This window comes from Pseudomonas sp. NPDC089406 (assembly GCF_044900265.1).
GTDB classification, from domain to species: Bacteria; Pseudomonadota; Gammaproteobacteria; order Pseudomonadales; family Pseudomonadaceae; genus Aquipseudomonas; species Aquipseudomonas fakonensis.
Genome location: NZ_JBJDNC010000031.1, coordinates 50,726 through 62,579, shown reverse-complemented (window position 1 = coordinate 62,579; position 11,854 = coordinate 50,726). Strand labels below are relative to the sequence as shown.

11 protein-coding genes are annotated in these 11,854 nt (G+C 65.4%); 8 read left to right on the top strand and 3 right to left on the bottom strand.

Annotated features, from left to right (window positions below; genetic code table 11):
* The first annotated feature begins 154 nt into the window (after window positions 1–154).
* The 7 genes from ACI2KK_RS20835 to ACI2KK_RS20805 all read left to right on the top strand — a co-directional run bounded on the left by ACI2KK_RS20835 (window position 155) and on the right by ACI2KK_RS20805 (window position 6,784).
* A complete protein-coding gene (locus ACI2KK_RS20835) occupies window positions 155–529 on the top strand; it encodes a response regulator transcription factor (RefSeq protein ID WP_404670384.1) in 375 nt (124 codons plus the stop codon).
* Between the two features lie 183 nt (window positions 530–712).
* Window positions 713–1,915: an NAD(P)/FAD-dependent oxidoreductase gene (locus tag ACI2KK_RS20830; protein WP_404670383.1), complete on the top strand. Its 1,203-nt coding sequence runs from the start codon at window positions 713–715 to the stop codon at window positions 1,913–1,915.
* A 37-nt stretch (window positions 1,916–1,952) separates the two neighbouring features.
* The gene (locus ACI2KK_RS20825) at window positions 1,953–2,864 is read left to right on the top strand and encodes an MBL fold metallo-hydrolase (protein ID WP_404670382.1); all 912 of its coding nucleotides are present in this window, start codon (window positions 1,953–1,955) and stop codon (window positions 2,862–2,864) included.
* 190 nt (window positions 2,865–3,054) lie between these two features.
* Complete coding sequence (locus tag ACI2KK_RS20820; protein WP_404670381.1) at window positions 3,055–4,047, top strand: 2-dehydro-3-deoxygalactonokinase; 993 nt, start codon at window positions 3,055–3,057, stop codon at window positions 4,045–4,047.
* A 19-nt stretch (window positions 4,048–4,066) separates the two neighbouring features.
* On the top strand, window positions 4,067–4,687 hold the full coding sequence (locus ACI2KK_RS20815) for a 2-dehydro-3-deoxy-6-phosphogalactonate aldolase (RefSeq protein WP_404670380.1): 621 nt from the start codon (window positions 4,067–4,069) through the stop codon (window positions 4,685–4,687).
* A gap of 52 nt (window positions 4,688–4,739) precedes the next feature.
* Window positions 4,740–5,888 (top strand): galactonate dehydratase, encoded by a 1,149-nt coding sequence (gene dgoD / locus ACI2KK_RS20810; protein WP_404670379.1) that lies wholly within the window; start codon window positions 4,740–4,742, stop codon window positions 5,886–5,888.
* Window positions 5,889–5,980: 92 nt separating this feature from the next.
* The gene (locus ACI2KK_RS20805) at window positions 5,981–6,784 is read left to right on the top strand and encodes an IclR family transcriptional regulator (RefSeq protein WP_404670378.1); all 804 of its coding nucleotides are present in this window, start codon (window positions 5,981–5,983) and stop codon (window positions 6,782–6,784) included.
* 424 nt (window positions 6,785–7,208) lie between these two features.
* Here ACI2KK_RS20805 and ACI2KK_RS20800 read toward each other — a convergent pair whose 3' ends face one another.
* Complete coding sequence (locus ACI2KK_RS20800; RefSeq protein WP_404670377.1) at window positions 7,209–7,982, bottom strand: SDR family NAD(P)-dependent oxidoreductase; 774 nt, start codon at window positions 7,980–7,982, stop codon at window positions 7,209–7,211.
* A gap of 136 nt (window positions 7,983–8,118) precedes the next feature.
* On the opposite strand from ACI2KK_RS20800, the gene ACI2KK_RS20795 reads away from it, so the two are divergent.
* Window positions 8,119–9,267: an aldose epimerase family protein gene (locus tag ACI2KK_RS20795; protein ID WP_404670376.1), complete on the top strand. Its 1,149-nt coding sequence runs from the start codon at window positions 8,119–8,121 to the stop codon at window positions 9,265–9,267.
* A gap of 49 nt (window positions 9,268–9,316) precedes the next feature.
* Here ACI2KK_RS20795 and araH read toward each other — a convergent pair whose 3' ends face one another.
* Entirely contained in the window at window positions 9,317–10,285 is a 969-nt protein-coding gene (gene araH / locus ACI2KK_RS20790) for an L-arabinose ABC transporter permease AraH (RefSeq protein ID WP_404670375.1), read from the bottom strand.
* A gap of 9 nt (window positions 10,286–10,294) precedes the next feature.
* Window positions 10,295–11,824, bottom strand: coding sequence for an L-arabinose ABC transporter ATP-binding protein AraG (gene araG, locus ACI2KK_RS20785; protein WP_404670374.1), 1,530 nt, complete (start codon window positions 11,822–11,824; stop codon window positions 10,295–10,297).
* Window positions 11,825–11,854: the final 30 nt, after the last annotated feature.

Sequence of the window (11,854 nt, the reverse complement as noted above, 5' to 3'; positions counted from 1 at the left end):
CTAGCCTATTGTTGGGCAAGCTTCACGGCTTTGGCCACTGCTAACTGGCACCGCCAGACGCAGGTATTGCCCGGCTATACCTAGGTATACTTCTGCCCCTTGCGCGACGGGGTATCTTGGAGGCATGCCACAGGCCGCCAGGAGCAGATCGCCCATGCAGCAGCCCACCGCCACCCTGATAGCCGTCGTTGACGACGACGAGTCGCTGCGCGATGCCCTCGACGGCCTGCTGCGCGCCACCGGCTACCGTGCCCGCACCTTCGCCAGCGGCGGTGACTTTCTCGCCTCCGATGGCCCCGGCCAGGCGCGCTGCCTGATCTGCGACATCCAGATGCCCGGCATGTGCGGTGTCGAGCTGCTGGGCCAGCTGCAGGCCCGCGGCTTCGACATCCCGGTGATCTTCATCAGCGCCCACCCGGGGCAGCGTGCGCGCATCAGCACAAACATGCCTGGCGTGGTCAGCTGCCTGCCCAAGCCATTCGAAGCCGAACGGCTGCTGGACTGCATCGAGTCCGCCCTGCACCGCTGAACAATCCCCGCGATACCTAGGTATACCCGCTTGACCCCCATGCGTAAGCCACGCCATACCCATGCAGAAGTGTGCCCGCCCCTGCCCCTGATTAGCATCAACCTACAGCGAACGGCTGGCCCAACAGCCTCTCGCCAAGGCTGAAGTTCACAACCCTTACCCGTTCAAGTCAGGAGCACGATCATGAAACAGCAACTTGTGGTTATTGGTGCAGGTTTCGCCGGCCTGTGGAGCGCCCTGAGCGCCGCGCGCCTGCTCGACATGCATGGCCGGCAGGACGTGCAGATCACCGTTCTGGCCCCGCAGGCCGAGCTGCGCATCCGCCCACGCTTTTATGAAGCCGACGTGCACAGCATGTTCGCCCCGCTGCAGGCATTGTTCGACGCCGTGGACGTTCGCTTCGTCAAGGGCAGCGCCGAAAGCATCGACGAACAGGCGCGCCGGGTAAGCTACCGCGACCAAGCCGGCCAGCCGGCGCAACTGGCCTATGACCGGCTGATCCTGGCCAGTGGCAGCCAGCTGGCCCGCCCCCCCGTGCCTGGCCTGGGCCAGCACAGCTTCGACGTCGACCAGATCGAATCGGCCGCGCGCCTTGAGCAGCACCTGATGGCACTGGGCAAACAGCCTGCCAGCGCTGCCCGCAACACCGTGGTGGTGTCCGGCGGTGGCTTCACCGGCATCGAGACCGCCACGGAAATGCCCGCCCGCCTGCGTGCGGCGCTGGGCGCAGACCAGCAGGTGCGGGTGATCCTCATCGACCGTGGCGAGCGCATCGGGGCCGCCCTGGGCGAAGGTATCCGGCCATCGATCATCGAAGCCTCGGACGAACTGGGTATCGAATGGGTGGTCGGCGCCACCGTGGCTGCGGTAGACGCCAATGGCGTGACCCTGGCTGACGGCCGGCATATCGAAAGCCAGACCGTGGTCTGGACCGCCGGCATGCGCGCCAGCCCACTGACCGAACAGCTGACCAGCGCACGTGACCATCAGGGCCGCCTGCATGTGGACGGCAACCTCAAGGTGCGCGGCCTGGAGCATGTATTTGCCGCAGGCGATGTGGCCTATGCCGCCACCGACGATATCGGCAACTTCTCGGTGATGTCCTGCCAGCACGCCATCAGCCTGGGCCGCCATGCCGGCAACAACGCCGCAGCCGACCTGCTGGGTGTGGCGCCCACCCCGTACCGCCAGCCCAAGTACGTGACCTGCCTGGACCTGGGCGCCTGGGGCGCGGTGTACAGCGAGGGCTGGGACCGCCAGTTGAAGCTGGTCAAAGGCGAAGCCAAGGAACTCAAGACCCAGATCAACACCGTGTGGATCTACCCGCCGGCTGCCGAGCGCGCCACTGCCCTGGCCTCTGCCGACCCCTCGATCCCCGTGGCCTGAGCCGCGCCCGGCGATCCAACCCAGCAGGAGAACGACCATGACAATGCCAATCAACAACGTGGTTGCCAGCGAAACCGAAGAACTGGTGCCCTCGCGCTATGCCGTGAAAGTCGGCGACATCGATGTGCTGGTGGTGAGCGACGGCGTGCTGCCGCTGCCCACCGAAACCATGTCGACCAATGCCGACCCGGCCGCCCGTGCCGCCTGGTTCAAGGAGATGTTCCTCGGGCCGGACAACTTCGACTGGGCCCTGAACGTGCTGCTGGTACGCAGCGGCGAACAGGTGATCCTGGTGGATGCCGGGCTGGGTGGCCAGTTCCCCGGTTTCCCGCGGGCCGGGCAGTTCCCGAAACGCCTGGCGGCGGCCGGCATCGCGCTGGAGTCGATCACCGATATCGTCATCACCCACATGCACATGGACCATATCGGCGGCCTGCTGGTGGATGAGGTGAAGAACCGCTTGCGGGCGGATGTGAAGGTGCATGTCAGCGCGACCGAGGTCGCGTTCTGGGCCGCCCCGGACTTCTCGCAAACCGACATGCCACAGCCGGTGCCGGATGTACTGCGGGCCACGGCCAAGGCCTTCATGCAAGCCTACGCCAGCAAGATCCGCACCTTTGAACGGACCCATGAAGTGGCGCCCGGCGTGGTCGCCAGCCTGACCGGCGGCCATACCCCCGGGCATTGCGTGGTGTACGTCAACTCGGGCGGGCAGCGGCTGACCTTCGCCGGCGATGCGCTGTTCCCGGTAGCCTTCGACCACCCGGACTGGCACAACGGCTTCGAGCACGACCCGCAAGAGTCGGTACGGGTCAGGGTGGCGCTGTTGAACGAAGCCGCCGCCAGCGGCGAGTTGTTCGTGGCGACCCACCTGCCATTCCCTTCCGTAGGGCGGGTGGCGCTGGACGGTGAAGGCTTCCGCTGGGTTGCCGGGTTCTGGAACTACTGAGAACCCGGCGTGATAACCGGTTTTTGTGGCAGCGGGTTTACGGTAAACCCGCTGCCACATGGATCGGCCGCAGATTTCAAACTCGCCCAATAAATCCCACTATATGGGATGTAAATTTACATATTGAGATTTAACGCTAGCACGGTATAGTCCTGCTCATTCACTACCCAAAAACACAACAGGTGAATCGATGCAGGCAAAACTGATCGCGCTCGATTGGGGAACCAGCTCGTTACGGGCCTACAAGCTGGGTGCGGGCGGCGAGGTGCTCGAACAGCGTTCGCTGCCGCTGGGGGTGATGCAGTTGCCCCAGGCGCCACACCCTGTCAATGGCCACCCCGGCAGCGACGGCTTCGAGCTGGCCTTCGAGCAGGCCTGCGGCGATTGGCTGGACAGCCACCACGATGTGCCCGTGATCGCCTGCGGCATGGTCGGCAGCGCCCAGGGCTGGCGCGAAGCCCCCTACTGCGAAACCCCCACCGACGCCAGCAAGCTGGCAAGCACACTGCAGCGCGTGCGCAGCAGGCGCGGCATCGATGTGCACATCGTCCCCGGTGTGATTCAACGCTCGCCCCTGCCCAATGTGATGCGCGGCGAAGAAACCCAGGTGCTCGGCGTGCTGCATGCCCTGCCCCCGCAGGTACAGGCCGGGCTGCTGATCGGCCTGCCGGGCAGCCATTCGAAGTGGGTGCAGGTGGTCAATGGCCGCATCGCGCACTTCGACACCTTCATGACCGGCGAGGTCTTCGCCGTGCTCAGCCAGCACAGCATCCTGGGGCGAACCCAGCAGCCCGGCAGCGGGTTCGATGGCCAGGCCTTCGACCGCGGCGTGCAGGTGGCGCTGTCGGCGCACGGCCAAGCCGGCGTGCTGTCGACGCTGTTCAGCGCGCGCAGCCTGGGGCTCACCGGCGAGCTCAGCGGCGCTGCGCAAGTGGACTACCTGTCGGGCCTGTTGATCGGCCACGAGCTTGCGGCGCTGGCCCATGTGCAGCGCCAGCGCCGTGGCGGCGCGCAGTTGCCAGCGCTGGTGCTGGTGGGCAATGCCGAACTGTGCAGCCGCTACCGCCGGGCCCTCGGCGCCTGCGGTTTTACCCAGGTGAGCCTGGCCGAGCAGGCCACCGAGCAGGGCCTGTGGCAACTGGCCGTGGCCGCCGGGCTGATCACCAACCCCCTTCCCCGTTGAACTTCACTGGAGCCTTCACATGCTCAAGCACGCACTGGCGCAAAACGGCCTGATCGCCATCCTGCGGGGGCTGCACCCGCAACAAGCCGCCGCCATCGGCGAGGTGCTGTACGCCGCAGGGTTTCGCGTGATCGAGGTGCCGCTCAACTCCCCCGAGCCTTACGACAGCATTCGCATCCTGCGCGATAGCTTGCCTGGCGATTGCCTGATAGGCGCAGGTACGGTGCTGGCGCCCGAGCAGGTCGGGCAAGTGAAGGCGGCCGGCGGGCAGCTGATCGTCATGCCCCACAGCGATGCCCGGGTGCTGCGCGCGGCCAAACAGGCCGGCCTGGCCCTGGCGCCGGGGGTCGCCACCCCGACCGAGGCCTTCGCGGCGCTGGCCGAAGGTGCCGACATGCTCAAGCTGTTCCCCGCCGAGCAGATCGGCCCGGCCGTGGTCAGGGCCTGGCTGGCAGTGCTGCCGGCGGGGACCGTGCTGGCCCCGGTCGGGGGTGTCACCCCGGGCAACATGCAGGGGTTCGTCGAGGCGGGGGTAAAAGGCTTCGGCCTGGGCTCCGGCCTGTTCAAGCCGGGCATGACGCCTGGGCAGGTGGCGGCCAATGCGCAGGCCTATGTGACGGCGTGGCAGGCCCTGCACTGATGCTCGCCTCCATACAAGCCGGCCATTTCAGTTACGTAAAGGAGCCAAGCAGATGAAAATCACCAAACTGACCACCTTCATCGTCCCGCCGCGCTGGTGCTTTCTGAAGGTTGAAACCGACCAGGGCGTCAGCGGCTGGGGCGAGCCGGTGGTCGAGGGCCGTGCCCACACCGTCGCCGCCGCCGTTGAAGAGCTGGCCGACTACCTGATCGGCAAGGACCCGCGCAATATCGAAGACATCTGGACGGTGTTGTACCGCGGCGGCTTCTACCGGGGTGGCGCCGTGCACATGAGCGCCCTGGCCGGTATCGACCAGGCCTTGTGGGACATCAAGGGCAAGGCGCTGGGGGTGTCGGTGAGCGACCTGCTGGGCGGCCAGGTGCGCGACAAGATCCGCGTGTACTCATGGATTGGCGGCGACCGCCCGGCAGACACCGCACGGGCCGCGCAAGAGGCCGTCGGCCGGGGCTTCACCGCCGTGAAGATGAATGGCACCGAAGAGCTGCAGTTTCTCGACAGCTTCGAGAAGGTCGACCGCGCCCTGGCCAATGTCGCCGCCGTGCGTGATGCCGTGGGCCCGAACGTGGGCATCGGCGTGGACTTTCACGGCCGGGTGCACAAGCCGATGGCCAAGGTGCTGATGAAAGAGCTCGACCCGTTCAAGCTGATGTTCATCGAAGAGCCGGTGCTCAGCGAAAACTACGAAGCGCTCAAGGAGCTGGCGCCGCTGACCAGCACGCCGATCGCCCTCGGCGAGCGGCTGTTCTCGCGCTGGGATTTCAAGCGGGTGCTTGCCGAAGGCTACGTCGACATCATCCAGCCCGATGCCTCCCACGCCGGCGGCATCACCGAAACCCGCAAGATCGCCAACATGGCCGAGGCCTACGACGTAGCCCTGGCCCTGCACTGCCCACTCGGCCCGATTGCCCTGGCCGCGTGCCTGCAGCTGGATGCGGCCTGCTACAACGCGTTCATTCAGGAACAGAGCCTGGGCATCCATTACAACGAGAGCAACGACCTGCTCGACTACGTGAAGGATGCGCGGGTGTTCGACTACCACCAGGGCTTCGTCAAGATCCCCAACGGCCCGGGCCTGGGCATCGAGATCAACGAAGAATACGTGATCGAGCGTGCCCGCACAGGCCACCGCTGGCGCAACCCGGTGTGGCGCCATGCCGATGGCAGTTTCGCCGAATGGTGATCAAGCGTCGCGCCCCCTGCCACCCGGTTGTGGCCCTGGCTTGCGGGCGACCATAATGGCGCCCGCCACCCTGCCCGAGACCAAGGCTGAACATGCACCAAGACACCCCTGAAAATACCGAGGACGCTGCGCCGGCCGGCACCCAGACCCTGCTGCGCGGCCTGGGCGTGGTGCAGGCGGTGGCCAACGGCGCCCACGACCTCAAGGACATCGCCCGGTTGCTCGGTACCACCCGCAGCACCACCCACCGCCTGGCCAGTTGCCTGGTGGCCCAGCGCTACCTGCGGGTGGTGCCTCAGGTCGGCTACCTGCTTGGGCCGAAGCTGATCGAGCTGGGTTTTCAGGCGCGTGAAGAACTGCCGCTGACGACCTTGGCCCTGCCCTACCTGGACGCGTTGTCGGCCCAGACCGGCGACACCATCCACCTGGCCATTCGCGAAGGCGACGAGGTGCTGTACCTGCACAAGACCCCGGGGCGCCATGGCCCGGAAATGCGCTCGCGGGTTGGCCACCGCATGCCCCTGGCACGCACCGGCATCGGCAAGGCGTTGATGCTCGATGACAGCCCGCAGACGTGGCAACGGCTGTATGAAATCAGCGTACCGGCGGGTGAGCACGGCCAGTTCCGGCCACTGCACACCGAGCAGACCTGGGCGCAGTTCCAGCAGCGCATGCTTGAGTATGCCGCCGGCGGTTACGCCTTCGACCTGGAAGACAACGAGCCATCGATACGCTGCGTGGCGGCGCCGGTGCGCGATGCCAGCAAGGCCATCGTTGCGGCCATCAGCATCGCCAGTACCGTGCCGTACATGCCGCTGGAAAAAATGGCCGAGCTGATTCCGCAGGTCAAGGACGCCACTGCGAGGTTGTCGGCGGAGTTGGGGATGAAGCTTTAGCCGAGGGCACACATCCCAACGCGCTCACTCGACGCGTGCCCTGTTGGAACAACCTTCTTGCGCTGCCCGTACCGGCCTCATCGCCGGCAAGCCGGCTCCTACAGGTAGCGCGCCGGCCTGGGCCTTGCGCAACCCTGTAGGAGATCACCCAGCCCTTTCGGGCTGCGCTGTCGCGCAGAAAACTGGTCTCGCAGATGCGCTACGGTCCCTGTGGGAAGCGGCCTTGTGTCGCGATGGGCTGCGCAGCAGCCCCGGCAATTTTGCATGAGGTCGAGGCCTTGGGGCCGCTTCGCGCCCCATCGCGACACAAGGCCGCTTCCCACAGGGACCGTGTTAAATCAATGAGTTGCCGTTTGCTCTATGAGAGCGGGCTTGCCCGCGATGGGCTGCGCAGCAGCCCTGTTGGCGATGAAACTCGCACTGGCTAGACCCAACCACCATCGACAATGAAGTTCTGCGCCGAACACATCGCCGAGGCATCGGATGCCAGAAACAGCGCCATTTCGGCGATATGCTCCGGCAGCACGCTGCCCGGCAGGCACTGGCTGCGGGCGATCAGCTCCTTGGCCGCATCATCGACCCACATGGCCAGCTGCTTTTCCGTCATCACCCAACCCGGCACCAGTGTATTGACCCGAATGCGCTGCGCGCCCAGCTCGCGCGCCAGGGCACGGGTCATGCCGTGCACGGCGGCCTTGCTGGCCGCATACACCGGATAGCCGGCCGAGGCCATCATCCAGCCCACCGAACCCAGGTTGATGATCGCGCCACCGCCCGCCCGCTCCATCATCGGCACCACGGCCTTGGCAGCAAAAAACGCATGCTTGAGGTTGACCGCGATCAGCCGGTCGAAGGTGTCCGAGTCCACCTCCTGCAGGCTGTGGCGCAGGTCGTTGGCCGCGTTGTTCACCAGCACCGTGATCGGCCCCAGCGACTGCTCGAAGCGGCTGATGGCGGCGCGGTAATCAAGGTCATTGGTGATGTCGCAATGCACGAATTCCACCGTGTGCCCCTGGCTGCGCAGCAGTGTTTCGAGGCGCTCGCCCTGGCGCTGGGCGCGGTCGACGAACGCAACCCTGGCGCCCTGGGCGGCGAAGGCACGCACCATGAACTCGCCAATCCCCGAGGCGCCCCCTGAAATCAGCACGGTCTTGCCTTCGAGGTCGTGGTACACGGCGTTCGGGGTCTGATCGGTCATTTTCAAAGCCTCACCTATATAGTCTTATTTTATTTTGCAAAGGCGGCGTCACCAGCTATAAATTCGCTGTCTTACCGGCAAAATATCGCACATTAGTAGAACTATTTCACTCAAAAATAACAAAAGGAATTCGATGATGACGCGACCTCACCCCAAGCTTTGCGGCCTTGCCCTGTCGATGCTGATCGCCACCGGCAGCGCCCAGGCTGCCGGGCTCAGCAGCGAGCACAAAGCCTTCGGCAAGACCCGTGACGGTACCCCGGTCGAGCAATACATCCTGCGCAACAGCCTGGGCATGCAAGCCACGGTGATCACCTATGGCGGCGTGCTGCAATCGCTGCTGGTGCCCGACAAACACGGCAAGCTCGCAGACGTGGTGCTGGGCTTTGACGATGTGCAGGGCTACCAGGGCGGCAGCGCCTTCTTTGGCGCGACCATCGGCCGCTTCGGCAACCGCCTGGCCGGCGGCGCCTTCGAACTCGACGGCAAGCGCTACCAGGTGCCGCTCAACGACGGCCCCAACGCCCTGCATGGCGGCGCCCAGGGCTTCGACAAGCAGGTGTGGCAAGCCACGCCGGTGAAGGGCGATGGCTGGGTCGGGGTCACCCTCACCTACCTGTCCAAAGACGGTGAAATGGGCTTTCCCGGCAACCTGAAGACCCAAGTCACCTACAGCCTCAACGAGCACAACGAACTGCGCATCGCCTACCAGGCCAACACCGACAAACCCACGGTGCTCAACCTCACCAACCACAGCTACTTCAACCTCGCAGGCGCCGGCAACGGCGACATTCTCAAGCAGGTCGCCACCCTGCACGCCAGCCACTACACACCGGTCAACGCGACGTTGATCCCCACCGGCGAACTGGCCCCGGTCAAGGGCACGCCGATGGACTTCCTCACCCCCACGCCCATCGGCCAACACATCAAGGACAAGCACCCGCAACTGGCCTTCGCCGAGCCCAAGCAAGGCGGCTTCGACTTCAACTGGGCGCTGGATGCCAAGGGCGACATCAAGCAACTGGCCGCCGACGTGCACGACCCGCAATCCGGCCGGCGCCTGCAGCTGTACACCAGCGAGCCAGGGGTGCAGTTCTATACCAGCAACTTCCTCGATGGTTCGGTCAAGGGCAAGGCCGGCAAGACCTACCTGCACTGGGGCGGTTTCACCCTGGAGACCCAGCACTTTCCGGACGCCCCCAACCAGCCCGCCTTCGCCTCGACCCGCCTGAACCCGGGGCAGACCTACACCCAGACCAGCGTTTTCAAGTTCTCCGCCGACTGAGCCCAAGCTTGGGCCGGCGATGGCGCTGCCATTGCCGGCCCAGGCCCGATCAGCGTTGTTTCATGCGGTCGATGATCACCGCCAGCAGCAGGATCGAGCCGCGAATCACGTACTGGTAGAAGGTGTCGATGTTCTTCAGGTTCATGGCGTTCTCGATGACCGCCAGAATCAGCACCCCGGCGATCACATGGCGAATCATGCCGATACCGCCGCTCAACGACACCCCGCCCAGCACGCATGCAGAAATCACCGTTAGCTCGAAGCCCTGGCCGATCATTGGCTGCCCGGACGTCATGCGCGAGGCCAGGATCACCCCCGCCAGGGCGCCGATCAGGCCATGCACGGCAAAGATCAGGATCTTGGTGCGGTCGACATTCACCCCCGCCAGCAACGCCGCCTCGGGGTTGCCGCCGATGGCCATGGTGTTGCGCCCGTAGGTGGTGTAGTTGAGCAGCCAGCCGAAGAACACAAAGCAGACGATGGTGATCAGGATCGGCACCGGCACACCGAACAGTTGGCCGTTGCCCAGGGTGAAGAACTGGTCCTGGGATACACCCACCGCCTTGCCGTCGGCAAAGATATACGCCAGCCCCCGCACGATCTGCATGGTCGCCAGGGTGGTGATCAGCGCATTGACCCGCAGCCTGGCGATGACGATGCCGTTGATCAACCCGACCACCAGCCCCATCAGCAGCGCCGCGCCGATGCCCAGCATCACGCTTTCGGTGTCGCGCATCACGATCGCTGCCACCACCCCGGCGCAGGCGATCACCGAGCCCACCGACAGGTCGAAGTGCCCGGAGGCCAGGCAGAACAACATGGTGCATGCGGCAATGCCCACGGTGGAAATCGCCAGGCCCAGGCCGCGCATGTTCAGCGGCGAAAGGAAGTTGTCGATCATCAGGGCGCACAGCACGAAGATGCCTACCGCCACCAGCGGCATCGCCCAGTTGTCCAGCAGCCCGCGCAGGTCCAAAGGTTTGGATGCCGTCGGCAGTGCGTCGTTTTGAGTGCTCATGGTCTTCTCTCAGTTCGCCAGGCCGCGCGGCAAGGCCAGCTGCAGCAGGTTGGATTCGGTAGCCTGTTCACGGCTGTGCCCGCCGCTCATGGCGCCCTCGCACAGCACCAGGATGCGGTCGGAAATGCCCATCACTTCCATCAGGTCGCTGGACACCACGATCACCGCGATGCCCTGGGCCGCCAGGTTGTGGATGATCTGGTAGATCTCGGCCTTGGCGCCGACGTCGATGCCGCGGGTCGGCTCGTCCAGCAGCAGCACCTTCATCGGCATCGACAGCCAGCGGCCGAGAATGGCCTTCTGCTGGTTGCCACCAGAAAGGAACTTGATCTTCTGCGCAGCGTGCGGGGTCTTGACCCGCATGGCCTTGATCTGTCGCTCGGCGTTGGCGGCTTCCCAGCCCTCTTGCAACAGCCAGCCAAACCGTGAGTGGCTGGCGCGGGCGCTGATGTTGATGTTCTCCGCCACGCTGCCCAGCGGGATGATGCCCTCCTTCTTGCGGTCTTCCGGGCACAGCAGCACGCCGGCGGCGATGGCATCACGGGGCGAGCGCAGCTTCAGTGGTTGGCCGCACAGCTCCAGTTGCCCGGCGCTGGCCCGTTCCAGGCCGCTGAGCAGGCGCAACAGCTCGGTGCGCCCGGCCCCGACCAGCCCGAACAGGCCGAGCACTTCACCCTTGTGCACCTGCAGGCTGACCGGTTCGCGCAGGCCGGGGCCCAGCAGGCCTTCGGCCTTGAGCGCCACCTCGCCGTGGGGGCGCGGGCGGTAGTCGTAGATGTCCTGGATGTCGCGGCCGACCATGCAGGTCACCAGCGCGTCGTGGGTCAGGGTGTTCATGTCGTCGAAGGTGCGCACGTGGCGGCCGTCCTTGAACACCGTCACGGCATTGCAGATGCGAAACACCTCTTCCATGCGGTGGGACACGTACAGCACCACTTTGCCCTCGTCGCGCAGCCGCGCGATGATCGCCATCAAGCGGTCGATCTCCCGGGCCGACAGGCTGCTGGTGGGTTCATCGAAGGCGATCACATGGGCGCCATGGGACAGCGCCTTGGCGATTTCCACCAGTTGCCGCTGGCCCAGCGACAGGCGGCCAAGCTTCTGCTCCGGGTCGATCTCGTCGGCCAGGCCCTTGAGGCATTCCAGCGCCTGCTTGCGCAGCAGGCCGCGGTTGACCACGCCGAAGCGCGCCGGCAAATGGCCAAGGAAGAGGTTTTCGGCGACGGTCATTTCCGGCACCAGGTGCAGCTCCTGGTGAATCACCGCCACGCCGCTGGCGAGGCTGTCGGAGGCGCTTTTGAAGGCCATCGCCCGCTCACCGATGTGCAGTGCGCCGCGGGTGGGGATGTAGGCCCCGCCGAGGATCTTCAGCAAGGTCGACTTGCCCGCGCCGTTCTCGCCCATCAGGGCGTGCACCTGCCCGGGGTGGGCAGTGAAGCTGATGCCGTCCAGTGCCTTGACGCCGGGGAAGCTTTTGCAGATGCCGTCAAACCGCAGGCTGGCACCGGCGTTGTGTTGTTGCTTGGGTTGTGCGTGCATGACCACCTCATCGTACCGGTCAGGCGGCAC

Bases quoted from the DNA above. Each gene is read 5' to 3' on its own strand.
- ACI2KK_RS20830 (WP_404670383.1), top strand. From the start codon at position 713: ATGAAACAGCAACTTGTGGTTATTGGTGCAGGTTTCGCCGGCCTGTGG.
- ACI2KK_RS20825 (WP_404670382.1), top strand. From the start codon at position 1,953: ATGACAATGCCAATCAACAACGTGGTTGCCAGCGAAACCGAAGAACTG.
- araH (WP_404670375.1), bottom strand. From the start codon at position 10,285: ATGAGCACTCAAAACGACGCACTGCCGACGGCATCCAAACCTTTGGAC.
- ACI2KK_RS20795 (WP_404670376.1), top strand. From the start codon at position 8,119: ATGACGCGACCTCACCCCAAGCTTTGCGGCCTTGCCCTGTCGATGCTG.
- dgoD (WP_404670379.1), top strand. From the start codon at position 4,740: ATGAAAATCACCAAACTGACCACCTTCATCGTCCCGCCGCGCTGGTGC.
- ACI2KK_RS20835 (WP_404670384.1), top strand. From the start codon at position 155: ATGCAGCAGCCCACCGCCACCCTGATAGCCGTCGTTGACGACGACGAG.
- araG (WP_404670374.1), bottom strand. From the start codon at position 11,824: ATGCACGCACAACCCAAGCAACAACACAACGCCGGTGCCAGCCTGCGG.
- ACI2KK_RS20800 (WP_404670377.1), bottom strand. From the start codon at position 7,982: ATGACCGATCAGACCCCGAACGCCGTGTACCACGACCTCGAAGGCAAG.
- ACI2KK_RS20815 (WP_404670380.1), top strand. From the start codon at position 4,067: ATGCTCAAGCACGCACTGGCGCAAAACGGCCTGATCGCCATCCTGCGG.
- ACI2KK_RS20805 (WP_404670378.1), top strand. From the start codon at position 5,981: ATGCACCAAGACACCCCTGAAAATACCGAGGACGCTGCGCCGGCCGGC.
- ACI2KK_RS20820 (WP_404670381.1), top strand. From the start codon at position 3,055: ATGCAGGCAAAACTGATCGCGCTCGATTGGGGAACCAGCTCGTTACGG.